This window comes from Streptomyces sp. NPDC001480 (genome assembly GCF_042894725.1).
Taxonomy (GTDB): Bacteria; Actinomycetota; Actinomycetes; order Streptomycetales; family Streptomycetaceae; genus Streptomyces.
In genome coordinates this window covers 139,466-165,707 of sequence record NZ_JBIAVX010000012.1, presented here as the reverse complement: position 1 = coordinate 165,707, position 26,242 = coordinate 139,466, and the positions used below count along the sequence as shown (strand labels likewise).

At 71.0% G+C, this 26,242-nt stretch carries 20 protein-coding genes; 8 read left to right on the top strand and 12 right to left on the bottom strand.

The window, feature by feature from the left end; all coding sequences use genetic code 11:
* The first annotated feature begins 106 nt into the window (after positions 1-106).
* Positions 107-898, top strand: a complete 792-nt coding sequence (locus ACFY01_RS29120; protein ID WP_390738718.1) for a polysaccharide deacetylase family protein — start codon at positions 107-109, stop codon at positions 896-898.
* 10 nt (positions 899-908) lie between these two features.
* Here ACFY01_RS29120 and ACFY01_RS29115 read toward each other — a convergent pair whose 3' ends face one another.
* From ACFY01_RS29115 to ACFY01_RS29105, 3 genes are all read right to left on the bottom strand, one after another.
* Positions 909-1,079: a hydrophobic protein gene (locus ACFY01_RS29115; RefSeq protein WP_132851822.1), complete on the bottom strand. Its 171-nt coding sequence runs from the start codon at positions 1,077-1,079 to the stop codon at positions 909-911.
* A 117-nt stretch (positions 1,080-1,196) separates the two neighbouring features.
* Entirely contained in the window at positions 1,197-2,030 is an 834-nt protein-coding gene (locus ACFY01_RS29110) for an SGNH/GDSL hydrolase family protein (protein ID WP_390738717.1), read from the bottom strand.
* A 317-nt stretch (positions 2,031-2,347) separates the two neighbouring features.
* Positions 2,348-3,196, bottom strand: a complete 849-nt coding sequence (locus ACFY01_RS29105; protein ID WP_390738905.1) for an RNA polymerase sigma factor SigF — start codon at positions 3,194-3,196, stop codon at positions 2,348-2,350.
* Between the two features lie 251 nt (positions 3,197-3,447).
* On the opposite strand from ACFY01_RS29105, the gene ACFY01_RS29100 reads away from it, so the two are divergent.
* The 3 genes from ACFY01_RS29100 to ACFY01_RS29090 all read left to right on the top strand — a co-directional run bounded on the left by ACFY01_RS29100 (position 3,448) and on the right by ACFY01_RS29090 (position 6,945).
* Complete coding sequence (locus ACFY01_RS29100; protein WP_390738716.1) at positions 3,448-4,170, top strand: hypothetical protein; 723 nt, start codon at positions 3,448-3,450, stop codon at positions 4,168-4,170.
* Positions 4,171-4,292: 122 nt separating this feature from the next.
* On the top strand, positions 4,293-5,351 hold the full coding sequence (locus tag ACFY01_RS29095; protein WP_390738715.1) for an ABC transporter permease: 1,059 nt from the start codon (positions 4,293-4,295) through the stop codon (positions 5,349-5,351).
* Positions 5,352-5,412: 61 nt separating this feature from the next.
* Positions 5,413-6,945, top strand: coding sequence for a CHAD domain-containing protein (locus ACFY01_RS29090; protein ID WP_390738714.1), 1,533 nt, complete (start codon positions 5,413-5,415; stop codon positions 6,943-6,945).
* 134 nt (positions 6,946-7,079) lie between these two features.
* Here the strand turns inward: ACFY01_RS29090 and ACFY01_RS29085 are convergent, their stop codons facing one another.
* A complete protein-coding gene (locus tag ACFY01_RS29085; protein ID WP_390738713.1) occupies positions 7,080-8,006 on the bottom strand; it encodes a hypothetical protein in 927 nt (308 codons plus the stop codon).
* A gap of 101 nt (positions 8,007-8,107) precedes the next feature.
* Entirely contained in the window at positions 8,108-8,233 is a 126-nt protein-coding gene (locus ACFY01_RS29080; RefSeq protein WP_390738712.1) for a hypothetical protein, read from the bottom strand.
* A 436-nt stretch (positions 8,234-8,669) separates the two neighbouring features.
* Between ACFY01_RS29080 and ACFY01_RS29075 the strand changes: the two genes are divergently transcribed.
* Together ACFY01_RS29075 and ACFY01_RS29070 are read left to right on the top strand one after the other, a co-directional pair.
* Complete coding sequence (locus ACFY01_RS29075) at positions 8,670-10,247, top strand: carbohydrate-binding protein (RefSeq protein ID WP_390738711.1); 1,578 nt, start codon at positions 8,670-8,672, stop codon at positions 10,245-10,247.
* A 537-nt stretch (positions 10,248-10,784) separates the two neighbouring features.
* A complete protein-coding gene (locus tag ACFY01_RS29070; protein WP_390738710.1) occupies positions 10,785-12,263 on the top strand; it encodes a glutamate--cysteine ligase in 1,479 nt (492 codons plus the stop codon).
* Positions 12,264-12,448: 185 nt separating this feature from the next.
* Here ACFY01_RS29070 and ACFY01_RS29065 read toward each other — a convergent pair whose 3' ends face one another.
* On the bottom strand, positions 12,449-12,709 hold the full coding sequence (locus ACFY01_RS29065) for a dioxygenase (RefSeq protein ID WP_390738709.1): 261 nt from the start codon (positions 12,707-12,709) through the stop codon (positions 12,449-12,451).
* 84 nt (positions 12,710-12,793) lie between these two features.
* On the opposite strand from ACFY01_RS29065, the gene ACFY01_RS29060 reads away from it, so the two are divergent.
* Both ACFY01_RS29060 and ACFY01_RS29055 read left to right on the top strand, forming a co-directional pair.
* Complete coding sequence (locus tag ACFY01_RS29060) at positions 12,794-16,426, top strand: hypothetical protein (RefSeq protein ID WP_390738708.1); 3,633 nt, start codon at positions 12,794-12,796, stop codon at positions 16,424-16,426.
* Between the two features lie 22 nt (positions 16,427-16,448).
* A complete protein-coding gene (locus tag ACFY01_RS29055) occupies positions 16,449-17,126 on the top strand; it encodes a hypothetical protein (RefSeq protein WP_390738707.1) in 678 nt (225 codons plus the stop codon).
* Between the two features lie 385 nt (positions 17,127-17,511).
* On the opposite strand, the gene ACFY01_RS29050 is transcribed toward ACFY01_RS29055, so the two are convergent.
* The 6 genes from ACFY01_RS29050 to ACFY01_RS29025 are packed head-to-tail and all read right to left on the bottom strand — an operon-like array spanning position 17,512 to position 26,242.
* Positions 17,512-19,632: an ATP-binding protein gene (locus ACFY01_RS29050; protein WP_390738706.1), complete on the bottom strand. Its 2,121-nt coding sequence runs from the start codon at positions 19,630-19,632 to the stop codon at positions 17,512-17,514.
* A gap of 5 nt (positions 19,633-19,637) precedes the next feature.
* On the bottom strand, positions 19,638-21,344 hold the full coding sequence (locus ACFY01_RS29045; protein ID WP_390738705.1) for a hypothetical protein: 1,707 nt from the start codon (positions 21,342-21,344) through the stop codon (positions 19,638-19,640).
* Entirely contained in the window at positions 21,341-21,874 is a 534-nt protein-coding gene (locus ACFY01_RS29040) for a hypothetical protein (RefSeq protein WP_390738704.1), read from the bottom strand. The genes ACFY01_RS29045 and ACFY01_RS29040 overlap by 4 nt, the downstream gene beginning before the upstream one ends.
* A 2-nt stretch (positions 21,875-21,876) precedes the next feature.
* Positions 21,877-23,016: a hypothetical protein gene (locus ACFY01_RS29035; RefSeq protein WP_390738703.1), complete on the bottom strand. Its 1,140-nt coding sequence runs from the start codon at positions 23,014-23,016 to the stop codon at positions 21,877-21,879.
* A complete protein-coding gene (locus tag ACFY01_RS29030) occupies positions 23,013-25,013 on the bottom strand; it encodes a hypothetical protein (protein WP_390738702.1) in 2,001 nt (666 codons plus the stop codon). The genes ACFY01_RS29035 and ACFY01_RS29030 overlap by 4 nt, the downstream gene beginning before the upstream one ends.
* Positions 25,014-25,015: 2 nt before the next feature.
* Positions 25,016-26,242, bottom strand: a complete 1,227-nt coding sequence (locus ACFY01_RS29025; RefSeq protein WP_390738701.1) for a hypothetical protein — start codon at positions 26,240-26,242, stop codon at positions 25,016-25,018.

Genomic DNA, 26,242 nt, shown 5'->3' with positions numbered 1-26,242 from the left:
ACGTCTGCGGAATTGTCCGTGGTTCGTAACAGGCGGATCCCTTGGTGCTCTTCTTCCGTCCTGATCAATGCACGAGAACGACAGAGACGGTGAGGGCGGGGCGGACATGGCACGGCATGGCGGACGGGGATGGCACGGTCGGGTGCTCGCGGCGGCGCTCGGTGTGACGGCGCTGGCCGCCGCCACCTCCGCGTGGACCGCGCAGGCCGGTTCGACCGGGGCGCAGGACGGACGCTCGGGTGCGTCACACCACGGCTCGGCGGACGCCGGGTCGAAGGACCGTGCGGGGAAGCCGGTGTCGGTGGAGATCGCCCACGCCTCCGACCACGGCGCCCGGGGCGTGAACATCACCATCGACGACGGCCCGGACCCGACGTGGACGCCCCAGGTGCTCCAGGTGCTGAAGGACAACGGCGTGAAGGCCACGTTCTGCATGGTGGGCACGCAGGCCCAGGCGCACCCCGACCTGGTCAAGGCGGTGGTGGCGGCCGGGCACCGGCTGTGTGACCACACGGTCTCCCACGACACCGCCATGGACCGCAAGTCCGAGGCCTATCAGTCGCAGCAGATCCTGGACGCCGAGAGCATGATCACCAAGGCTTCCGGGGGTGTCCGGCCGCTGTACTACCGGGCTCCGGGCGGCGCGTTCACCCCCTACAGCCGCAAGCTCGCCGCTTCGCACGGCATGCGTCCGCTGGGCTGGAACGTCGACTCCAAGGACTTCGAACGTCCCGGTACGGCCGCCATCGTCAGCACCGTGAAGAGCGAGGTCCCCAACGGCCCGACCCTCCTCTTCCACGACGCGGGCGGCGACCGTTCCCAGACGGTCGCCGCCCTGCGCGAGGTCCTGCCCTGGCTGAAGCAGCAGGGTTATTCCTTCGGCTTTCCCGTGCGCTGAGCCCGGAGGGTCACCAGCGGTACCAGCGGCCCTTGCGGCCGCCGGTATCCGCCGTGCGGACCACGAAGCCCAGCAGCCAGACGACCAGCACGATCACGGCGATCCACCACAACGCCTTGAGCGCGAAACCCGCGCCGAAGAGGATCAGAGCCAGCAGCAGAACGAGAAGCAGGGGAACCATAGTTATCAACCTCCGACGCTTCTGGTGCCCCGCGAACGGGGGAACACACAGTCGATTCACCTGGTTTCCTCACCGCTTCCGCGGGCACCGGTCGTAGGTCCTTCACCTTGCGCGGGGTCAGCCGATTCCCAGGGTGTCGAGGGTCTGCTGGGCCATGTGCGACTCTCCGAGGGCGTTGGGGTGGACGGGGACGATGTTGGTGCCGAAGAGGAGCGGTTCGATCCAGCGGGTTCCGGCGGCAGCGCAGGCGTCGTGGCCTTCGGACGCCTGGGAGAAGTCCACGAAGGTGGCGCCGTTCTCCTCGGCGGCCCGCTCGACGACGGCGTTGAGATGCGCCTCCATGCCGCGCAGATAGGGCACGTCGCCCGAGGCGACCGGCAGCTTCGCGTAGCAGGACGGGTCGGCGGTGGCGGGCACGATCCACGGGTAACCGAGCACCGCCACTTCGGCGCCGGGTGCCGCGGCGCGGACGCTGCGCAGGGCGGCCTTCAGCGCGGGGTAGGTCTTCGTGTCGATCTGGTCGTCGAACGAACTGCCGTTCTGGTCCTTGCAGGGGCTGCCGTGTCCGCCGCTGAGGACGCCCGCCGTGCCGCAGGCCAGCACGGCGTTGATGAAGGTTCCGTTGTCGTTGCCGCCGATCGTGAGCGTCACCAGGTCGGTGTCCGGCCCGAGGGCGTCGATCTGCGGCGGCACTCCCGGGTACTGGGACTCGGTGAAGTCCTTGGTCTGCGCGGCACCGCAGCTGACGTCGGCGAGGTCGGCGCCGGTCCGGGCGGCGATGACGTGGGGGTAGTTCGCCGTGGAGCGCAGGCACAGCAGGTTGGTGAGGTCGACGGGCAGCACTCCGGAGGCGGCGCTGTAGCTGTCGCCGAGGGCGGCGTACCGCGGGGGTGTGGTGGCGTGTGCGGCGGGGGCCGTGAGGCTGAGGGCTACGGCACCCACGACCGTCATTGACGCAGTCATGACATGACGAAGGGCATGCATCGGCGTATGCTCTCTTCTCGCAAAGTGGACGCGGCGCCTGCGGGCATGGCAGTGCCCGCAGGCGTACTCAGGGCGGGAGTTCAGCGGCTCGAGCAGCGAAAGTGCCGAGGAGCGCGGGGTGACCGCACGTACCTACTGATAGGTAATGTGCGGCCACTTGGACACCGCGTCAACGTTGTTGACCGCACTTCTTCAATCCCGCACGCAATGTGCCCATGACGAACGGGCCGGCCTCCGGAAGTGCACTCCGGAGGCCGGCCCGTGGCCCGGTGGGCGGGTGGGGTCTAGCCGGTCGCCAGCAGCCCCTCGCGCAGCTTGGCCAGGGTGCGCGAGAGCAGGCGGGACACGTGCATCTGGGAGCAGCCGAGGCGGTCACCGATCTGCGCCTGGGTCAGTTCCTCGACGAACCGCCAGTGCAGGATCTGCCGGTCGCGCTCGTCGAGGGCGGCGATGAGGGGTGCCAGGGAGTGGAAGTCCTCCACGAGTCCCAGCGCCGCGTCCTCGGAGCCGATGAAGTCGGCCAGGACGCTCTCGCCGTCCTCGCTGTTGTTGATCGCGGCGTCGAGGGAGGAGGCGTTGTAGCCGTTGGACGCCAGCCGGGCCTCGATGACCTCGTCCTCGCTGAGGCTCATCAGCTCCGACAGTTCCTTGGCCGTCGGTGTCCGGCCCATGCGGCTGCGCAGTTCCTCGGTGGCGCGGGCCAGTTGGACTCGGGCCTCCTGGAGGCGTCGGGGCACATGCACGGCCCAGGAGGTGTCACGGAAGAACCGCTTGATCTCGCCGACGATGTAGGGCACGGCGAAGGAGGTGAACTCGACCTCGCGCGAGATCTCGAAGCGGTCGATCGCCTTGATGAGACCGATCATCCCGACCTGGACGATGTCCTCCATCTCCTCCGGACCCCGGCTGCGGAAGCGGCCGGCAGCGAAGCGGACGAGGGACATGTTCATCTCGATGAGCGTGTTGCGCGCGTACTGGTATTCCTGCGTGCCCTCCTCGAGGACCGCCAGCCGGTCGAAGAAGAGCCGGGACAGCTCTCGTGCGTCCTTCGGTTCCACAGCGGTCGGCTCGGCGATCTCCGGCAGTTCGACCGTTGCCTGCTGACCGGTGGTGCTGACCGTCGCGACCGTCATCATGCCCCTTCCCCCGCCGGAGTCCCCGACGTGTGTTCGTAGTGCCGATGAGCGGCGGCTACCCGGGTCCGCTTCCCCTATGCAGCGTGTGTGTTCGGAAATGCGGCGCGCGCTGCCCCGTTTGTCGATTACCGGGTACGACTCACAGCCAAATGGGTGTACTCGCCCGTATCATCTGTCGCCCGAGAAGACTTGGTGTGTCGTCCGAAGAGACGCGTTCACCGGTCGTGACCCGAGGAGAGTGCCGCCCCATGCCCGAGAACACCACCCCCGCCACCGAACTGACATCGCAGTACATCACCCAGGTAGCCTCGGACCTTGAGCAGAACGTCAAGGAGCAGGAGCGCGTCAGCGAGGAGATCACCGCGCTCCAGGAGCAGTTGGCCGTTCTCCAGCACGACCACACGGTGCTCGTGAACATGCGGCAGGCCCTCGGCACGGTCGCGGTGCCCGTTCAGCCGGCGGCCGGGTCCGGTGCGGCTGCGGAGACCGAGGCCCGTACGGCGGAGCCGGCCGCCAAGGGCGCGGCCAAGCGGTCGCGCGGCAAGGACGCCACCGCCGGCCGGGCGCCGCGCAAGGCCACGAAGCCGGCCGCCACGAAGACCGCGAAGAAGACCGCCGCCGCACCCGCCGCCAAGAAGACGGCCACGAAATCCCCGGCCGCCAAGAAGTCGGCGACCACCGCCCCGGACGCCAAGTCGTCGCAGCCAAAGCTGATCGAGCTCGTCCGCGCCCAGCTCGCCGGGCAGAAGGAACCACGTTCCGCGGCGGAGGTCGCCACCTCCCTCGGCGACGCCCACCCCGGACGGGACATCAAGGTGACGGTCGTACGCTCCACCCTCGAGAACCTCGTCGCCAGGAACCACGCCCAGCGCAGCAAGCAGGGCACGTCCGTCTACTACACCGCCACGGAAGCGGCCCCGGAGACGAAGGCTTCCGACAGCGACAGCCGGCCCGAACCGGCTGGTGCCTGACCGGCCCGAAGGGTCGGGCCTGCGAGTGGGAGGCCTCCGCGGAGCCGAGGATCGCGGGCAGCCGCACGGCATCTGATGCGGCGCCGCGACCACCGCCCGGCACATCATCTAGCGTGGACGCTATGTCCGAATTGCCGCATGGTGTTCACGGCCGGCCACCCACCCGCGCGGAGCGCTGGGCCGCTTTCCGGGAGAGTCCTTTCCTGCCCGCGACGGTGTTGGTGCTGCTCATCGCCGCGGCGGCCGGACTCTTCGCCGGCTCCTACACGTACGCCATGGCCAATCCGACCCCGCACACCATTCCCACCGCGGTCGTCGGCGCCTACGACGGTGAGCGGGGCCGCCGTTTCGTCACCGGGATGGAGAAGGCGCTGGACACCTCCCTGAGGCTGCACCCCTATGCCACCCGGAACGCCGCGAAGGAGGCGGTGGACGAACAGAAGGTGTTCGCGGTGTTCTATGTTCCCGCCTCCGGTTCCCCGGTCACCGTGGACGTCTCCGGCGCGTCCGGGGCGACGGTCGCCCAGGTGATGGCGGAGGCGGCGGTGAAGGTCGGCACGGCCACCGACGTCCCCGTCGTCGTGCACGACCTCAAGCCGTTGCAGCGGGGCGATCCGCGAGGCCTGGCCATCTTCTACATCTCGCTGGCGGCCGTGATCATCGGTTTCGTCGGCGCCATCCAGCTGAGCGTGCACGCGCGGGCGCTCGATCCGCCGGAACGCATCGCCGTCACCGTCGTGTACGCCCTGCTCGGTGGCTTCGCGATCGCCGCGGTGGTGGACTGGCTGCTGGGGTCGGTGGACCTGCCGTTCGTCGAGTCCTGGCTGATCCTGGCGCTGACCATGTTCACCACCGGCATGGTCTTCACCATGTTCAACACCTTGATGGGACGCTGGGCCATGCTGCCCACCTGGGGGCTGATGGTCCTGCTGGGCAATCCCTCCTCGGGCGGTGCCGTCTCCTGGCCGCTGCTGCCCTCCCCGCTCGGCACGATCGGCCGCTGGCTGCCGCCCGGGGCCTCGGTGAACGCCCAGCACACCGCCGTGTACTTCGCCGGTCACCAGCACGCCTTCCCGTTCCTGGTCCTGGCGGGCTGGGCAGCCGTCTCCATCGCGGTCTTCTGGATCTGGCGGCGCCGCCACCCCGGGGGCCGGCCGGCCCCTGCCCACGCGTCGTCCTGAAGAGTTCGCGGTGCGGGCTCCGTATGGGTTTGACGTGGTCGATCGCGTCAACGTGGACTGTATGGGCCAGTCGACACGAGAGATCGAACGCAAGTACGCGGCACCGGCGGCGGACGACATGTCGTGGCTGTCCGAGCTGGCCGGTGTGGACACCGTCGCGTCGCTCGTCGACCGCGGGGTGCGGGACCTGGACGCCGTCTACTACGACACCGCCGATCTGCGGCTGGCACGCAGCTCGGCGACGCTGCGACTCAGGACGGGAGGCACGGACGCCGGCTGGCACCTCAAGCTGCCCCAGGCCGGCGACAGCCGCGAGGAGATCCACAGTCCGCCGGCCGACGAGGTACCGGAGGAACTGCGCGAGCTGGTGCTGGGCCGGACCCGCGGCGCACCGCTCCGGCCGGTGGTACGCATCCGCACCACGCGCTCCGTGCGTGAGCTCGCCGACACCGGGGGCGGGGTGCTCGCCGAACTGTGCCTGGACACGGTCCGAGCCGACTCCCTCCTCGACGAGGACAGGCACGCCGTGTGGACGGAGATGGAGGTGGAGCTGGCCGAGGGCGGCGACCCGGCGCTCCTGGACGGCGTGGAGAAGGTGCTGCGCAAGAACGGCGTGGACCGCGCGCCGACCCCGTCCAAGCTCGCCCGCGCCCTGGCCGAGACGGCACCGGCGAAGCAGGCCGCCCCGGAGCCGGACCCGGAGGTCGTGCCCGGTTCGGCCGGCGAGCATGTGTACACGTACCTGCGCGCCCAGGCCCGGGCGCTGGTGGATCTCGACCCGGACGTGCGCCGCGGCGCGCCGGACTCGGTGCACCGGATGCGCGTCGCCTGCCGTCGCCTGCGCGGCGCCCTGCGGTCGCACCGCCCCGTTCTGAGCCGTGAGGCGGTCGATCCCCTCCGCGGGGAGCTCAAGTGGCTGGCCGGCGAACTGGGCGCCGAGCGCGACCACGAGGTGCTGGCCGACCGCCTGGGCACGGGCGTGCGCGAGCTGCCCGACGAGCTGGTCCTCGGCCCCGTCGCCGCTCGGCTGCGGGCGTGGGACGTGGCGCGGCGGGACGCGACCCGTCGGCGCTCCCTCGCCGCACTGGATTCACCCCGCTATCTGGCCCTGCTGGACCGGCTCAGCGAGCTGACCACTCGTCCGCCGCTGCGCGCCAAGGCGGCCCGCAAGCCGGAGAAGGTGATGGCGAAGGCGCTCACCAAGGAGTTCGAGCGGCTGCGGCGACGGATGGACCGCGCCCTGGAGACGCCCCCGGGTCCGGAACGCGACATCGCCGTCCACGAGGCCCGCAAGGCGGCCAAGCGGCTGCGTTACGCCGCGGAGACGGCCCGCCCCGCCCTGGGCAAGCCGGCCCGGCGGCTCGGCAAGCGCGTCAAGGCGGTGCAGAAGGTGTGCGGCGATCACCACGACGGCGTCGTGGCCCGGGACACGCTCCGCCGGCTGGCCGTCGCGGCGCACGCGGCGGGCGAGGCCGGGTTCACCTGGGGGCTGCTGCACGGTCAGGAACGGGCCGCGGGCCGCACGCGGGAGCAGCAGTTGCCGGCGGTCTGGCAGCGGGCCTCGGACCCGCGGCTGCGCAAGACACTGCGATAGGCGCGGGGACGCCGGGTCACTGGCGCTATGGCGCGAGGGCGCCGGATCACTGGCGCTTCGGCCCGGGGACGCCGCATCACTCGCGCTTCGTCCAGGGACGCCAGCTCACTGCTGTTTCGTGCGCGGACGCCGGCTCACTGGTGCTTGGCGCGGGGGTGCGGGAGTTGCGCGCGCGCGCTGCGCCAGCTCGACCTCGCCTGTTCGACCACGTTGTCCCACTCGCGGCGGACCTCGTGCTCCGACGGCCTGAGTCCCCGCTGGATGCGCACGAGTTCGTCGCGTACCTCCCGTCCCACCGCGGCGGACGCCACGACGACGAGCATGACGGCGAAGAGCGCCGAGATCATCGCGAAGACGGCGCCGACGGTTCCGTAGCGTGCGGCGTAGGTGTTGAAGAGCCGCGGCAGGTAGACGGTCGCCCCCACCGAATAGACGGCGATCAGCACCGCCGCCACGACGGCGAAGGGCAGCAGGTCCCGCCGGCCGATCCGCTTCGCCGAGAGGATCCAGCCGCTCCAGACGAGGAAGAGGACGGTCACCGGCGCCTCGCACGTCGCGGCCGGCAGGCCCAGCCGTCCTGGGGGCAGGACCGCGTAGACCCATCCGAGGACCGTCGTGTAGCCGATGACGGACAGCAGCCACTCGAGGCCGTTGCGGGTGTTGCGCACGCTGAGCGGCTTGAGCTCCCAGGTCTGCTCGAACAGCCGCTGTGCCGCGCGCGCGAAACTGAGGGCGGAGATCACCAGGAACACTCCCCCGACGGCACCGATGCTCTCGGTCTCGCCGCTCGGGGCGGAGAAGAGGTCCTTGACCGCTTCGGCGCCCGCGCCCGTGAGGTCGAACCGGCTGATGATCCCGCCGGCGATGTCATGGCCCAGGACGTTGCCGAAGACGGCGCCGGCCAGTATTCCGAGCGGGATCAGGGCGGTCAGGGCACTGGAGGCCAGGGCCATCGAACGGTCGAACCCCACGATCCGCTGGAACCGGTAGACCACCCGCAGCGCGAACGCGGGGCGCAGCCAGAACGTCAGGGTTCTGATCACGCGTTCGCGACGGAGCACGGCGCGAGCCTAACCGGCGGCCGGCCGACGGCGGAGGAGGACGCGGGCGGGCTCACCCGGGTGCCCGGGAATCCGGGTGAGCCGGCCGGCGGGAGGGCGGGTCAGCTGTTGCTGACACCGATCGTGAGGGTTGCCGCGTAGCCGTCCCACACGCTGGGGCCGAGCGCCGTGAGGGTCAGCGTGCCGCGGGCGTACGAGTCGTCGGTGAGCGTCACGTCGGTGTGCACGCGCCGGTGGAGCGGACGGCGCGGGAGACGTGCACTGAATCGGGACGCCCGTCTTGCCCTCGGTGAGGTCCTCACGGATCAGCGCGCCCTCGAGCGCGTACGGCCCTCGGTGACCTCGGCGGTGAGGGTGCACACGTCGCCGACGGCGGCCGCGGGCGCGGTCGCCGAGCCGGTCGTGGCGATCGCATGACGTCGGTTCAGCCTGCCGGAGCAGGAGTTGGCCGCGCCGGCGTGGGGAAGGCGGTGAAGTCCGGGCGGACTCCAGTGAGTTCATGGTGATGAACTCTGATCATGTGCAGGTCTATTGACGCATACATGGCGCAAGCATAGCTTCTGGGGAAAGCGCTTTCTGTGCCAGTGACCGGAAACCCCGGCACAGCGCGCGTTCACGCACTCGAACAGACCCATGTTGCCGCACACAACCTGGAGACGAACGATGCACCTCAGACCAGTCATCGCGTCCGTCGGCCTGCTGGCCGGCACACTCGTCGCGCTGTCCGACACCACCGCGCAGGCCGCGACCACACGATACGAGGCCGAGAGCTCCCCGGCGGTCTGCACCGGCACCATCGACTCCGACTGGACCGGCTACTCCGGCAGCGGATTCTGCAACGGCACCAACGCGAGCGGCGCCTACGCGCAGTTCACCGTGAACGCCGCGAGCGCCGGCACGGCGACACTGAACATCCGCTTCGCCAACGGGACCACCACCGCCCGCCCGACCTCCCTCGTCGTCAACGGCTCCACCGTGCAGAGCCCGTCCTTCGAGGCCACGGGCGCCTGGTCGACCTGGGCCACCAAGACCCTGACCGTCCCGCTGAACGCGGGCAGCAACACCGTCCGCCTGAACCCCACGGCCTCGGGCGGCCTGCCCAACATCGACTACCTCGACGTCGAGACCAGCGGCAGCACGACCCCGCCGACCAGCGGCGCGCTGTACGTGGCACCGAACGGCACCGACGGCGCGGCCGGCACCCAGTCCGCGCCCACCACGCTCACCTCGGCGATCGGCCGCATCGCCGCCGGCGGCACGATCTACATGCGGGGCGGTACGTACAACTACTCCTCGACGGTCACCATCCCGGCCGGCAGCGACGGCACCGCCGGCGCCCGCACCACCCTGTCCGCCTACCCGGGTGAGACGCCGGTGCTCGACTTCTCAGCGCAGAGCGAGAGTTCGTCCAACCGGGGCATCCAGCTGAACGCCAACTACTGGCACCTCCAAGGCCTCACCGTCGAGCACGCCGGTGACAACGGGATCTACGTCGGCGGCAGCAACAACGTCATCGAGCGCACGGTGACGGCGTACAACCGCGACACCGGGCTGCAACTCGGCCGGATCTCCTCCAGCACCCCCAGCAGCCAGTGGCCGTCCAACAACCTGATCGCGAGCGCCGAGTCGCACGACAACGCCGACTCCGACGGCGAGGACGCCGACGGCTTCGCGGCGAAGCTCACCACCGGCACCGGCAACGTCTTCCGTTACGACGTCTCCCACAACAACATCGACGACGGCTGGGACCTCTACACCAAGACCGACACCGGCGCCATCGGCCCGGTGACCATCGAGTACTCCCTCTCCTACAACAACGGCACCCTCTCCGACGGCACCGTGAACGCCAACGGCGACCGCAACGGTTACAAGCTCGGCGGCGACGACATCGCGGTCAACCACGTCGTCCAGCACAACATCGCCTACCACAACGGCCATCACGGGTTCACCTACAACAGCAACCCCGGCACGATGACCGTCTCGAACAACGTCGGCATCGACAACGCCGAGCGCAACTTCTCGTTCGACAAAGGTACTTCGGTGTTCCGGAACGACACCTCGTGCCGGTTCGCGGTGAGCGGCTCGAACGACAGGACCGTCGGCGACGTGGACAGCTCGAACCAGTTCTGGAACGGCTCGAACGGCTCCCGGTGCTCGTCCTACAGCGGCGCGCTGGGCTGGTCCTACGGCAGTGACGGCCGGCTCGTCGTGACCTTCGGCGGGGCTCCGGTGACGCCGTAGCCTGCGGGGTGCTTGATCGGGGGGTGTTTCCCACCCGCCCGCCCGTGACGGCTGGCTGGGAGGTTGCCCCACCCTGGGGCTCCGCCCCAGACCCCAGGGGTATCCCACTCACCCACCCATGACGCCCAACTGGGAGGGTGCCCCACCCCTGGGGCTCCGCCCCAGACCCCGGCGGGGACTGCGTCCCCTGCACCCCTCGCGGGGCTCCGCCCCCTGCACCCTGGAGGTGGAGCCCGCCCCTGCACCCTCAGAGGGGGGTTCGCCCCTCCACCCCTGAGGGGACTCGCCCTCCATCCCGGGAGGGGACTCACCCTCCACCCCAGGAAGGGACACCCTCCACCCCGTGGGCCTCTCCAGCCCCGGTTCGCATCACCCAGCCCGTCCGGCGTTTGAGGACGAGGCCCCTTCAGGGCCGACGCGGGGGTCTGGGGGCGGCAGCCCCCAGAGGCGGTGAGCGAACCTCCCGCTGGCGAATCCCGCCTGGTAGGGGGCGCCAGGTGGTGCGACGCTGGGGGGAGAGGTGTTCGAGGAGGACCGATGGGACGGGACGTCCCGGCGCTGGTCTTCACGCGTGAGGACCGCCGCCGGTACCGGGGCAAGATGCAGGAGTGCCTCGACGCGTTCGCGCAGATGCTGCGGGAGTCACGGTTCGAGTCCGAGCGGCCCCAGGTGGGGCTGGAGATCGAGTTGAACCTGGTCGACGACCGGGCGGAACCGGCGATGCGGAACATCGACGTCCTCGAGGCGATCGCGGATCCCGCCTGGTCCACCGAGCTGGGCCGGTTCAACCTCGAGATCAACGTTCCGCCCCGCCGGCTGACGGCGGGCGGCCCCGACTCCTGGGAGTCCGAGATCCGCGCCGCGCTGAACCACGCGGAGGAACGCGCCAGGTCGGTCGGCGCCCATCTGATCATGATCGGCATCCTGCCCACCCTCAGGCACGCGGACGTGGGCGAGGGAGCCCTCTCGGAGAACCCGCGCTACCGGCTCCTCAACGACCAGATCTTCGCGGCCCGGGGCGAGGACCTGCTGATCGAGGTGGACGGCGCCGACCGGCTGCGGACCTACGCGGACACGATCACCCCCGAGGCCGCGTGCACCAGCACCCAGTTCCACCTCCAGGTCTCCCCGGAGGAGTTCGCCGGCTACTGGAACGCGGCACAGGCGATCGCCGGCGTCCAGGTCGCGCTGGCGGCCAACGCGCCGTTCCTGTTCGGCAAGGAGCTGTGGCACGAAACCCGTATCCCGCTGTTCGAGCAGGCCACCGACACGCGCCCGCAGGAGATCAAGGTGCAGGGAGTACGGCCCCGGGTGTGGTTCGGCGAAGGGTGGATCAACAGCGTCTTCGACCTCTTCGAGGAGAATCTCCGCTACTTCCCGGCGCTGCTGCCCCTGTGCGACGAGCAGGACCCCGCCGAGACACTGGATCGCGGCGACATCCCCCAACTGGCGGAGCTCACCCTGCACAACGGCACCATCTACCGCTGGAACCGCCCGGTCTACGCCGTCGCGCACGACAAGCCGCACCTGAGGGTGGAGAACCGGGTACTGCCGGCCGGCCCGACCGTCGCCGACACCCTCGCCAACGGCGCCTTCTACTACGGGCTCACCCGCGCCCTGGTGGAGGAGGAGCGGCCGGTGTGGTCGCGGATGTCCTTCTCGGCCGCCGAGGACAACCTGCACGCGGCGGCCCGGCACGGCATCGAGGCGCGCCTGTACTGGCCCGGCATGGGCGAGGTGCCGGCGTCCGAACTCGTCCTGCGGCGTCTGCTGCCGCTGGCGCACCGTGGACTGATGCACTCCGGCATGGACGAGGCCTGGCGGGAGCCGCTGCTGGGCGTCATCGAGCAGCGCTGCGTCACCGGCCGCAACGGAGCGGTCTGGCAGAAGGAGATGTTCCACCGGATCGACGACGCCGCCCGTACCGGCCGCCACGAGGCCCTGCGGCGGATGACGCAGCAGTACATCGACTTCATGCACCTCAACGCCCCGGCACACACCTGGCCGGTCGACTGATCCGGGGCGCCCGCCGTGGCGGACGGTCACGAAGTCTCCCGGCAACCATCTATTGACATGACATTTGGACACCGTCATCGCCACCTTCGGCGGACTCCTCTTCGGCTACGACACCGGCGTCATCAACGGCGCCCTGCCCTACTCCTGACCGTTCCACTGACCGGTCCACCGCCGCCGCGCGGGAGTCACGGTGTGTGGCCCACCGTGGTGTGGAAGCCGATCGCGGCCTCCCACTCCCGGGTGGTGGGCTCGATCTCGCGGACGAAGGCGTGCAGATGACGGGTCAGGCTCTCCAGTACCGCCCGTAGCCGCGGGTCCTCGGTTCCCCGGAAGCTCTCGGCGACCGCGGCGGTGGCGGTGGCGATCTCGACGGTGAAGTCCGTGGTCTGTCGCTCCGCGTATGAGAGGGAGAGGGAACAGTGACACGGGGGTGACGGTCTCGTCACGGCGGTGCTGGCACCCTGCGTCCGGGTGTTCCCGGGCACCGGGGTCCCGTCGTCACCGGCGTGCCGTGGGAGGGATCGCGTCCGATGCCAGCACCGAAGGCGCTCGCACCGCGGCCGACGGTGTCGACAGCTGCGGCCGGCACGGCGGCGACGCACCGGGAGGAGGCACCCGGCCGTACGGGCGCCCAGCCGCAGTCGTCCAACGCGGCGGTGACGGCCCTCCTGGCCGACGGACGCGTACCCGCGGCGAGCCCGCCCGTTCCGGGGCGTCCGGCCGCCGCACAGGACATGTTCGGCAACGGCGCCGTGGCGGCGGCCGGCCAGGGTCAGGGCGGCCCCGCGGGGCCGATGGCCGCAGCACCGACGACGGCGGCAGCCCCACCGGCCGCGACGGCGACCACGGAACCGGGCCCCGCCGCCGGGGGCGCGCCGACCCGGACCGGACCGCACTCGGACCCGAAGTTCGCGCAGCTGAAAAAGGACGTGGGGCACAAGAAGCGGACGCTGGCCGCCTCGCACCCGCCGCCGCGGACCGAGGCGGCCGCCGCGCAGGACGCGGCGCTTCCCCCCAAGGACGACACGGAGGCGCAGGGCAAGACGGCCAACGCCGAGAAGATGAACGAGGCCAAGCCGAAGGACTTCGACAAGGACGCGTTCATCAGGGCGGTCGAGAAGGCGATCGCCGAGAAGGCGCCCAAGAACCTCGACGAGGCGGACAAGTTCGCCGACTCCGGCAAGGCCGACGAGGTGCGGGCGGAGGTGCACGGCAAGGTCGGCGAGGGCAAGGCCGCTTCGGCCGAGCAGATCGCCACGACGACCGCGGCGCCGCCGGACACCTCGGCGGCCGTGCCCAAGAAGGTCGTCCCCATGACCCCGGACCGGCCGCCCGGCACCCCGGGCACCCCGAATCCGACGAACGCCGTACCGGACAAACTGCCGCCGTCGACCACCGACTTGTCCGCCGGCCCCGCCCAGGTCAACCGCCAGATGGCGGACGCGCAGGTCACCGAGACGCAGTTGCAGAAGTCCAACGAGCCGACGTTCAAGAACGCCCTGGGCGAGAAGAAGGCCGCCGAGCGGCACTCCGAGGTGGCCCCCGACCGGATGCGCGGGCACGAGAAGAGGGAACTGCGCGCCGCCACCGCACAGGCCCAGCGGCTCGGCGCCGCAGCCATGGGCGCGATGGGCGCCCAGCGGTTGCGGACCGGGCAGCAGGTCGGCGCGGGCAAGGCGGGCGCCAAGGGCCGCGACGAGGAGAAGCGGGCCCAGGTCACGGCGCTCCTTCAGGGTGTCTTCGACACCATGAAGAAGGACGTCGAGGCGATCCTCAACGGACTCGACAAACTCGTCGACGACCAGTTCGGCAGAGAAGAGAAGGCGGCGCGGGACGCGTTCACCGCCGAACACAAGCGGAAGATGGAGGAGTACAAGGACCGGCGGTACTCGGGCTGGTCCGGCAAGGCACGCTGGCTCCGGGACCTGTTCGCCGGGCTGCCCGCCGAAGCCGACAAGATCTTCGAAGAGGCCCGCGACAACTACGTCCGCCGGATGCGGCAGGTCATCTCCGATGTCGCCGACACCATCGGCAACGAGCTGAACCGGGCGAAGCGGCGCATCGCCCAGGGCCGGACCGAGATGCAGACCGCGGTGCGCAGACTCCCGGCCGACCTGCGGTCCATCGGGCAGCAGGCCGCGGCCGAGTTCAACGACAAGTTCGACGAACTCACCCAGTCCGTGGACGACAAGGGCACCCAGCTCGTCGACACGCTGGCCACGAAGTACACCGACGCGCTGAAGTCGGTCGACGACGAGATCGCCGCGGAGAAGGAGAAGAACAAGGGGCTCGTGGCCAAGGCCGTGGACGCGGTCAAGGGCGTGATCGACACGATCATGGAGCTCAAGAACCTGCTGCTGTCGGTGCTGGCCAAGGCAGCGCAGGCGGTGATGCTGATTCTCAAGGACCCGATCGGCTTCCTGAAGAACCTGGTGACGGCCGTCGGCGCGGGGCTCAGGCAGTTCCTGCGGAACATCGGCAGGCATCTGCAACAGGGCATCATGTCCTGGCTGTTGGGCAAGACCGCCGAGGCGGGAATCGCACTGCCGGCGAAGTTCGACACCCAGGGAATCGTGCAGATGCTCGCCTCTCTGCTCGGGCTGACCTGGCAGAACATCCGCTCCCGGATCGTCCGCAAGGTCCCGAAGATGGAACCGGCGATCGCTGCGGCGGAGACCGCGGTGCCGCTGGTCGCGGAGGTGCGCAAGCGAGGCGTCGCCGGGATGTGGGAGGACCTCAAGGCGCGTGTCGGGGACCTGAAGAAGGACCTGCTGGACAAGGTCATCGCCTATGTGACGCCCGCGGTCGTCGAGGCCGGGATCATGTGGGTGCTCTCGCTGCTCAACCCGGCGTCCGCGTTCGTACGCGCGGTAAAGCTGATCATCGACATCGTCCGCTTCGTCGTCACCCAGGCCCGCCAGATCATCGACTTCGTCAACGCCGTCCTCGACGCGGTCATCGCCATCGCCCGCGGCGGCAGCGGAGGGGTCCCGTCCCTCATCGAACGCGCCCTGGCCCGCTCCATCCCGGTCCTCCTCGGCTTCCTCGCCTCACTGCTGGGCCTCGGCGGCATCGCCTCCAAGGTCAAACAGATCGTCCAGGCCCTGACCAAGCCGGTGAACCGGGCGGTGGACTGGGTGATCGACAAGATCGTGGGGCTGGTGAAGAAGCTGTGGGCCAGGCTCAAGGCGGGGTTCGGCAAGAAGAAGCCGAAGCCCAAGCGTCCGGCGGACCGCGACACCCCGCGCAGGCCTCGCAGGCCCTCGCGTTCCAGCAAGCGTACGGATGCCCCGCGCAAGCCCGGGAAACGGCCTCAGAAGCCCGGAGGGGAGGACAAGGGAGAGACACAGGGCCCGAACATCTCCATCACGAAGAGATTGACGATGCACGGGCATCCGCACACTCTCTACGCCGAGACGAAGCGGGGCAAAGTCTCTGTCAGCATGGCCTCGGGCAAGATCGAGCGACTCCAGAAACTCACCGTCCTGGCGATCAACGAGGTTCCCAACTCGCCGGACAAGCCTGCTATTGTCCGGCAATTCAACGTCATCCTCTCCGAGCTCGCCGAACTGGACCGGGAAAGCGTGTACGCGAAGGAGCGGAAGGCGACGGAGGACGCCCTGAACGCCAGGGTGAACGACTTGGCGGAATTGCTGGAAAGGGTGGGAAGGGAATACGGCTTCACCAGTCTCAAGTCACTCGGGCACGCATCGACCTGGGTGGTGGACGGCGAACTGAAGAGCGAATACAGGGGCGAGGCTTTCCGGCGCCTTGTGTACGGCGGATGGGAAAAGCCCACCCTGACCTGGCGCGAAGCGCAACGCGCGCGTATGAAGGCGGAAAAGACCAGCAACCCCCGGTGGAGAAATTCACCACTGTCTGCGGTACCCGACACCTACGTGTGCCCCTCCTACGGAGGGAAGCCCGCACACCTGGCGGACCCCCGTGAAGACAAAGGGCTGCTCAGCCTGGACCACGTATCTCCCTCCGTGTCGGTTCACTGGATGACGAAGGGCAGGGACTGCAAGCATCCGGAACGCACCCAGTTCTACAATGACATCTCCAACCTCGAACCGATGTGCAAGAGCTGCAATTCCAGCAAGGGCGGCGACAAGATCACCGACTACTCAGTGACTCCTCGATTCCGCGGAAGGGGGGAGTGACGGCAAGATGGAGCGGAGGAACGTGACACAGCAAGACATCGGCAGCCCGAACTACGAGCTCTGGCAACCCGTATGCCGGCAGTCGGGCTCCCTGGTGCACTGCAGTTTCGATGTGACGTCACCGGAAGGTCGCGGAATCAACGAAGGCAGCGTCGAGTTGTTTTCGGGTTTCCTGGAGGATCTGGGCGTGTGTTCCGGAAATATCAAGAGCTGGTCGGTCCGCCGGTTCGCCACTCCGTTCTACGCACACGACCCGACGGAGGAGAATTGGCAACTCATGTTCGATGTGGCATGGCGAGTTGATCTCTCGATCGCCGATGCCACTCGTTATCGCGCGTGTGGAAGGGTCGGCCCTTACCCGGGACATGGACTGGACCCGACCTGGATCGACGGGCAGGGTTTCGACGTGGCAGAGGAGGAGGACTGTCTGGTCATCGCCTCGGAAGGTCCCACGCGCGAGTTCGCCTTCCTCACGGAGTCTCCGATGGGCGGAGATCTGGAGGTCATCGAGATGCGATTCCCCCACGCCACCGTGCTCCAGGGCAGACTCAGTCTTGGAGTCGTGAACCTCTCGGAGTCGGTGGAAGTGGTTCACGGGCTCCTGCACCAGGCGAAGGTGCGCTTCATGACCACCCATTGGTTCGACGCGTTCCAGCGCTCAGCCTGGCAGAGGCCCGCGGATTGGATGCCCACCGGTTAGGCGCGTCCCCGGAGGACGGTTCCGTCTTCAATGACCTCAGGTCTCCCCCACCGGTGCGACTCTCCGGCCTCCGTGACACGAACATGATCCGTGGGTCATCCCGGCCGGCGGCAGTGCGGCCAGGGGCGTGTGCATGACCGCTTTGGCTACCGCTGCATTGCCTGTCTGGTCCTGGGCGGCCCCGGTCATCGGTGTCCCGTAGGCCAGTTGCTCTGCCTGGGCGCGGTGGGCCACCACCGCGTTGCTCGTCGCCGTCGGGACCACGACCACGGTTGTCCGGGGGTGCGGGGCAGTCCCGACGGTCTGGTTCGCGCGAGCGGTTGCCGGTGGTTCGGGCGCCATCAGTCGGTGCGGTGAAAGCGCCGGTTCAGCAGGCAGCATCGTGTCACCCCGGGGATCCGTCGTCGAGCAGATGGGCGTGGGGGCCGAGTTCGGCCGGACGGAGCAAGCGTGCCTCGCGTTGATACTGGCGCGCTACACCACGGACGACATGGCGCATGCCGATCGTGGCGCTGTCGGCGTCCGCCGCCGCCAGGGCGGCCGTGCGGGCCGCGGCGGCGATGCCCGCGCCCGTCATGTCCAGGCGGGCCAGGACGTCCAGGTCGACGTCGGGGGCGAGCGGGGCTTCCGGGGGGAAGGCGAGGCGCCACAGGCGGCGGCGCTCCGGGGCAGCCGGGCGGGGGAAGTGGACGACGAAGTGGAAGCGGCGGGTGAAGGCCGGGTCGATGTTGTCCTTCAGGTTGCTCGTCAGGATCACCAGGCCGTCGCTGGCCTCCAGGCGCTGCAGGAGGTAGCCGACCTCCAGGTTGGCGTAGCGGTCGGTGCCGTGTTTGACCTCGCCGCGCTTGCCGAAGAGGGAGTCGGCCTCGTCGAAGAGGAGTACCGCGTGGCTCTCCTCCGCCTGCCGGAACACCGCCTCCATGTTCTTCTCGGTTTCCCCGACCCACTTGGAGACGACCTGGGCGAGGTCCACCCTCAACAGTTCCAGGCCCAGCATGCCGGTGACGATCTCCGCGGACAGCGTCTTGCCGGTGCCGGGCTCGCCGGTGAAGAGGGCCTTGACGCCGCCGTGTGCGGAGCGCCTGGTGAAGCCCCAGGTCTCGGCGATCCGCGGCCACGCGCGGAAGGCGGAGGCGATCTCCAGGATCTGGCCCAGCTGCACCTCGGGCAGGACCAGGTCCTCGACGGTGCGCCGGGGCAGGATGGAGCTGACGGAGCTGCCGCTGCGGCCTCTGGTGACCGTGGCGATGGCGGGTTCGATGTGGTCGGAGACCGGTTCCGGGCGGCCGTTGCCGGCCAGGCGGGCCCCGGCGCCGGCGACGGACGCCACGGCGCGCAGTTCGCCGCCGCTCATCCGGTACCGGACGGCCAGGTCCTCCAGCAGGGGGCCGTCGAGACCGGGGAGCGCGGCGGACCACATCGCCCGGCGATCCCCCAACCCCGGTACAGGGACGGTGAGTTCGGCGTACACGCGGGCGGCAAGCAGGCCCGCCGGGCGCCAGGGCTTGAGGCCGGTCAGGCACACCGGTGCACGGGAGCGCAGCAGGGCCGCGGACACCGCCTCGGCTTGCCGGCCGTGCGGCTGGCCGCGCAGGTCGTCGGTGGGGATCCACAGCACCGCGCCCAGTGCGGCGGCCGTCCGCAGGTCGGCGGCGGGGTCGGTGGTCAGCCGCCGTAGCGGTGCCCCGGCGGCGCGGGCCAGGGCCTGTACGGCGTCGAGCTGGGCGTCCGGCGGGCAGCCCCACAGTCCGGCGAGGTCGATGTCGCCGGTGCCCAGTGCGCCGCCGAGCCGGGTGAGGCGGTCGGAGGACAGGTGCGGGGCGGGCACTCGTGGTTCCGGGTCGGCGACCTCGCCGGGGTCATGGCCGAGCAGGCCGACGTCTTGGCCCCAGCCGAGCAGGAACTCCAGGACGCCCGGGCCCAGGACGAGTTCCTGGGCGAGGTCGACCGGGGCCTCGCCGTGCGGGCGCAGCAGACCGTACCGGCGCAGCGGGCCGGCCGGTGCGAGGGCGCGGCGCAGGGCGAGCCGGCTCGCGGCGGCCGGCGCGGCTTCTTCCGTGCCCGCGCATACCGTGACCAGTAGTTCCACGCTCGGCAGCCGTCGGTTCAGGTTGTCGACGATGTAGGCGTAGATCCGCTCGTATCCGCGGTCCAGTTCGGGCGCGGCGACGAGGAGCAGGGCGTCCTGTTCGGCGCGGGTCAGGGTGAACCGGGCGGCGAGCGCGTCCAGCGGCAGGGTGCCCCCGTCGGCGTAGGCACGGCGCCGGAGGAGCCGTTCGGCTTCGGGCTCGGGGCATGCGGGGGCGCACGGCTGTGTCATGGCCTCGGTGAAGCCGTGCACCTCGTCGAGGAGGACGCCGACCTGTTCGTCGGTCACGCAGTACGGTGTGAGGTCCGGCCGGGTCAGCCGGGCGGCGATCCGCGCCTGCCGTTCGACGGCGGCGCGCAGCGCGGCGTGCAGGCCGGCCAGCCGCAACCGCAGGTGCTCCAGGGCAGGTTCGCCCATGCCACTCACCCGCCGGAGAAGGTCAGGGTCCGGCCCCGCAGCCAGACCACGTCGTGGACGTCGGTGAGCAGTCCGCCGCGCAGCAGGTCGCTGTGGCGGCGCCCCAGCGGGACGCGCACCCGTACGGCGTCGGGCTCGAAGCGGACCGTGGCCTCCAGGTCGGCGAACCGGCTCAGGGCGAGCAGCGGGTCCGGTGTCTCGCGCTCGCGCCAGAGCGTCCAGGCGATCGTGGACAGGCCCAGGGTCGCGGCGAGGGTCACGGTGCGCTCCAGGTCGCCGTGGGAGGCGAGCGGCACCGCCCGGCGTTCTTCGGCCAGGGCGGTGACCAGGTCCGCGAGGCGTGCCGCGTGGCCGGGCAGGGCGGCGGCGAGCCGTGGGCCGGGGCAGCCCTCCCCCGCCGTCCACAGCGGGGTGCGCCAGGGCAGCCGGGTCACGGGGTCGTCGCGCAGGGGTCGTACGGCGGTCATGAACGGAACGTCCGCGGCGGTGAGTTCGCCCAGGGTGCCGGGTGGGAGCGGCCCGTCGCAGATCAGTACGGGCGGTCTTCCGCAGGCCCGCCAGTGCGGCAGCAGCCGGGCGGTGTCCCCGGCCCAGGCGACGGGAAACATGCCCTGGGCGTCGACGAGGAGCAGCCCGTCGTCCGCACCGGTGAGCAGAAGCGGTTCGGCGGGGTCGTGGCCCCGGCACACCGCGAGCGCCAGGACGCCGTCGAGGAGCGGGAGCGCGGGGCGCACGCGGTCGGCGAAGGCGGTGAGCCGGTCCTCGGGAAAGGGCGGTTCGAGACCGGCGAAGGCCGCCGCGGCCTCGCCGTCCTGTCTGCCGCGACGCCAGCCGCGTACGGTCGGGCCCAGCACCTTGTACGCCAGCGCCGCCGCGAACAGCGGTGCTTCGTCGGCGAGTTCGACGCCTGCCAGGGCGGGCCCGATCGCGTCCAGGTAGCCGATCCGGGCCAGCGGCCCGGCGAGCAGGAAGGGCAGCGCCGAGCACACCTGTGCCTCGCGCCTGTTCGTACGGGGTTCCGCTGAGCCGTCCGTCGCCGGAGGCGGTACGGCGTCCTCGCGGGCCGCGGGCGCGGCGTACTCCGGCAGGAGCCGGGGCGGGTCCCCGTGCGGCGGGTCACCGCGCGGCGGCCCGGGCGGCGCTTCGTCCGGTCCGGCCTCCAGGGCCGTGCGCCGGGTGAGTTCGGCGAGCAGCTGCCCTGCCGACGGGTCGTCGGTGTCGAGCAGCGCGCGCAGGAAGACGCGGAGCGAGTCGTCCGGGAGCAGTCCGAGGAGGGCGTCCAGTTCGCCCCGCTCGGCCAGTTCGCGCAAGAGCGCGCCGGTGCCGGGCGCGGACCACGGCGTCGGTGCCGTCGCGAAGGACTCCTCGAACGACGCGGACCCGGCGTCCGGCGCGTCGGCCGGGACCTCCACCACGGACGCCGGTACGACATGGACGTCGAAGGACACCGGGTCGGGCGCGGACCCGCCGGTCCGGCCGGGACCGCCCGGCCGGACGACGACGATCACCGGCTCGGTGATCTCCATGTCCGGGCCCTCGCCCGCCAGTTGCTCGGCGAAGTGGTCCTCCAGTGCCCGCGGGACGGCGTCGACGGCCCGGCGGACCAGGCCGCGGGGATCGGGCCCCCAGCTCCAGCCGCCGCGCCGGACCACCGTCACGGTGCACCGGTGCACCGTGATCTCCCCGGTGGATCCGGCGGCGGGCGCGGTCACGGCAGGTCCTTCCTCTCCAGGCGGCCCGCCCAGCCGGCCACCAGCACCAGCACGCCGTAAGAGGCCGTCGCGGCGAGGGTGACCGGCAGCGTCGCCTGGATCTGCTGGGCGGGGATCTCACCGGCGAGCACATGGGTGTCCTGGTCGTCGGCGACCAGCGCGACCACTGTGACCGTGGCGGTGGGGGCGTGGCGGACGGTGACCGTGAGGCCGTCCTTCGCCAGGACCAGGCAGGTGTCGGCCAACGGCGGCAGGCGCAGCAGCGTCGGCTTGGGTTTGCCGTCGGATCCGCGGTCGACGCCGTAGGCCAACGGCTCGGCCAGCACGCCGGGTTCGTCGTCCACGGCGGCCACGGCGAGGTTCCGGGCGTCGAACGGAAGGGTCGCCGTGCCGTGCGCGCCGAGGGAGACCCGGAACGGCAGGGCGCGTCCGACGAGCGCCGCCGGATCGGCCGGTGCGGTCCCGCCGGTCAGGGCCAGCGCGCCCAGGACATGGCCGGTGGCCGGCGCGTACACCACGGAAAGAGCCATGGTCAGCCACCGCCGTTCGTTGCCGCGACCGTCGCCACGACGAGGAAGTCCACCGCTCCGGGCCGTTCGACGACCTCGCCCGGTGCCGCCACGGGGTCGTACAGCCGGGCCCGGCACCTCACCCGCAGGTCCTCGTCCACCGTCGCCTCCACCGGGCTGTACAGGGCCGTCTCCCCCACCACGGGTGGTGTGCGCGGGGTCAGGTGGACGTGTGCCACCACCCGGCCGTCCGCGACCTGTTCCGCGGTGATGCCGGACGGCAGCGGCAGCAGCATGCCGTCGGTGGCCGTCCCGGAGGTCACGAGGGTGCTGCCGACGGGCAGGAGGCCGTTGAAGCTGCCCGTGATCCGCAGGTTTCCGTTGGCTTCCACGGTCATCAGCGGGTCGATGGCACCGCCGACCCGGTAGAGGCCGAAGACCAGGCTGGGCTTGTCGCCGCCGGACAGCACGATCGCCGGCTTGCCCTCCTGGGTCGCCGGGGCCGTGCGCAGGGTCAGCGAGCCGGACTGGGCGGACACGGTGTCCGCGCGCACTCCGGAGAACCGTACCGGGACCCCGCGTGCCGTGGTCTCGACACCGGTGAAGTGCCCGTCGGTCCATCGGACGTATCCCAGCAGGACGGGCCGGAGGACGGGCGGGTCGGCCGGTGCCGCGCCGATCGCGGGCGGTCGGAGGTCCGCGTACACGCGTTCGTCGCCGAGCCGCCCGAAGACGATCTGGTACGACTCCTCCACCCGGGTCCTGGCGGCGCTGCCCGCGCAGGAGTCCGGCCGCGGGGAGGCGGCCGGTTCGCGGTCGGCCGCGGCGAGGAACACCGGATAGGGCTCGGGCGTCGCCTGGTCCGCGCCGTTGACCTCCTCGAAGTCGCTCTCGCGCAGCACGACGGGTTCGGTGAGGACCACCTCGCGGCCGGTCCCGTCGACGGCGTACCCCGCCGACACGCTCACCTCGACGTAACGGGCGTTGGTCAGCGGGTCGGTACGGGCCTCGGTGACGAGGCCGAGCCCTTCGGCGACGCCCCAGTCGTGCAGGTGCCGCGCGTGCCGCGCGGAGACACCGCGCGCGTACTCCACCGTGGCCGACAGGTCCGCGGCGGCCAGTACCTGGCCCTCGTGGAAGGCGGGACGCATCGGGCCCGTCATGGCGTCTCACCGGGCTTCCGGGAACGGGAGGGGCGGGTCCGCTTCGCCGGGGGCTTCGCGGGGGCGGCCGGGTCAGCGGGCTCGGTGGGCTCGGGGCCTTCGGCCCGCGGTCCCCCCTCCAGCTGTTCGAGGCGCGGTCCGAGCCGCTCCGGCAGCTGGTCGGCCATCCGGCTCACCTGTTCCTGCGCACCGCCCAGTTGTGCGCGCAGCCCCTCCAACGCGGCCGTCAGGTCCGCCACCCGGTTCCTGAGCATGGCCAGCTCCTGCATGCTGTCGGTCACTTCGCTGGGGGTCGTGTAGACCTGCTCGTGCAGGGCCTTGGGCGGTGTCTCCCCCGGTGCCGGGGTGAGCAGCAGGGACAGCATCTCCTCCAGGTCGCCGGTGCGCGGCCAGTCGTCGAGCAGCCCGTCGGCGTACGGGCGCGCGACGGGTCCCTCGGACGGAATCTCCGGCCTCCGGTACCGCGGCAGGGGCCGGCAGCAGATCCGCTCGGCCAGTTCCCGCAGCCGGTAGAGCTTGGGCAGCCACTCGCCGTAGGCCGATCCGCCCGGCAGCACCTGTTCCCTGGTGGCGGAGCAGATGCGCACGACGTCACAGCCGTCCAGCTCCACGTACGCGAGCAGGACGTCGGTGTCGGCGCAGTCCGCGCACGGCGGGTTCAGCGTGGCGCACGCCGCGTCGGTGACGAACCCGCGCACCGCCGTGGCCAGGGCCGCGGCCGCCTCCGCGAGCTGCTGGAGCTCGGCGATGGTCGTCCGGTCCGTGCTCTCGGCGGGCGGGGGCGGCAGCAGCGGCGGTACGTCGACGGCGGCGACCTCCGTGCGCAGCGCGCAGTCGGCGAGGCCGGTGCTCTGCTCCAGGCGGCCGAGGAGCCACTCCCGGATCAGGGTGAGGTCCGCGCGGAACTCGGCCTGAAGGGCGTGGCTGAGCGGTGTGCCCTGGGCGATCAGGCGTACTTCCAGCGGCGCGTCCGGGTCGCCTCCTTCGGGTACGACCCGTGCCGCGGTCTCGGTGACCACCGCGCGGGCGATGGTGCGGTGCAGCGGGTCCGGCCAGGCCGCTTCCATGTCGGTGTCGTTCAGCCGGTCGCAGGCCGAGCCCAGTACGCGGCGGGCCACCTGCACGGACGCGAGGTCCGGGTACTCCCTCGCGAGCTGCTCCTGCCCGGCCGGGTCGTAGGTGTCGAACCGGGCGACGGCGCTCGCCAGCGCGCGGACCTGCTCGGTCATCTCGCGGGCCGTGGGCGGGGGCGGCGGCCCTTCGCCGCCGGAGTTCTGTTCCAGCCAGGCGAGTTGGCCCGCGTACCGCTCGGCGTCGGCGGCGTCGAAGCGGAAGGTGCGGCCGGTGCCGAGGGACGCGGCGAACAGGGCGTCGCGGTAGTGGCCGAGCCGCTGGTCGCGGCCGCGGGCCTGGTCGGCCCGGCTCAGGTCGCCCAGGACGGCGAGCAGTTGGGTGCCGGGGTTGTGACGGTGGTCCTCGAAGTCGCCGCACTTGACGAGGAACCGGTAGCCCTCCTGCACCCGGGAGGGGACGCAGCCCGTGGCGGGGCAGGGTTCCTCCGTGGCGTACGGCGCGACCGGCTCGACGGGGAGTTCGCGGTAGCTGACGAAGAGGCCGTAGCGGCGTGTGCCGTCGTCGTCGCAGGGCTCCTGGCAGTCGACGCCGAGGGCGGCGACGCGTCGCTCCCGCACCAGGGCCCGTACGTCGACCCGTTCGGTGCAGGACACCACGATGTCGTTGCCCGCGCAGTCGAACGCGTGCCCGGGGTGCACCACCACGGTGCCGCCGCCGCAGGGGTCGCAGCTGACGCCGAGTCCGCAGACCACTCCCGGCCCGGACAGGGAACGGTTGTGGAGTCTGTTCTTGGCCGTCAGGTATTCGACCAGCAGGCTGAGGTCGTCCTCGGTCAGCAGTTGGCCTGCGAAGAAGCGAGGACGCACGAAGGCGGAGGTGCGGGTGGCGTCGCCACCGCAGCCGCATCCGCAGTCTGTTCGCATGATCAGCGCTCCTTCACGAAGAACCAGCTCTCGAAGACGTCCCCGCCCCCGCCGCTGCCGGACGTCCACGGGCCGATGCCGGACGGCGGGAGGTCGCAGCCGCCACGCGTGGGGGCCGTCTCGGCCGTGTCGGCCGCGTCGGTGTGGGAGGGGATCAGCGGTACGCGTCCGCCGACGTGGGTACCGTCGACCGGGCGGCAGCAGCGGTCCAGGACGAACGCCGTACGGACGGTGATCAGTACCCGGTCGCCGTCCTGAAGCGTCTCCCGGGTCGTCTGCCGGTAGCGGAACTCCTCGGTGAACTCGCACGGGTCGTCGTCGGGCCGGGCGAAGGCGCCGCCCATGTACCAGGTGGAGGCGTTGCGGCCGCTGCCTCCCTCGATCACCTGGATCTCGACCACGCCGGGCTGGAGCGAGTCGGTCCGCACACCGGCGGAGAACCGCACCACCAGCCCGCCGTCCTCGTGCTGGGTGCCGAGCAGGGCCTTGGCCTCGTCGACGGTGTAGGTGTGGCCGTGGATCCAGTTGACGCCGGTGATGACCGTGGGCAGGTGCCGGCCGAACGGGCGGCGGACGTTCATGTGGATCCGGTCCTCACGCACCGGTTCGCGGAAGTCGACGCAGTCGATCCGGGCCAGCCACAGCACCTTGTGCCCGCACGGGGAGCAGCAGGTGTCGCAGCGCTCGTCCGCCGGCGGTTCGCACCCGGTGACGCGGACCGACCAGCACTCCTCCGTCCAGCCGTACTCGCAGTCGGAGGTGTCGGCGCAGGCGTCGTCGTACACGGCGCGGGTGGCCTCCACGGCCCGCTCGGCGTACTGGACGCCGACCCAGACCGTGCCGGTGTCGCGTTCGTCCGGGGCAAGCGCCTTCCACAGGTCGACGACACCGCCGCCGCGGACCACGACCTCGTTGCCGTCGGCGTCCACCGCGAGCCCGGGCGTGATCCGCACCCTGGCCCGGTGCCGGGCGCGCTCGGTCTCCCCGTCCGTGGCCTCCTCTCCGGCCGGCGGGCAGTCGTCGTCCTCTCGCGGCCCCGGTTCCACGAACAGGCCGCACACCACGCCGTAGCCGAGCAGGCAGCGCATGCGCAGCCTCAGCTTCTCGCGGTGGTACTCCTGTTCGCGCTGGAAGTCCCGGGCGCCCAGCATCTGGCCGTGGAAGTACCGCAACCTGCGCAGGGGCGGCGCGTCGAACTCCGCGCACCTCTCCGTCTCTGTCTCCGTCAT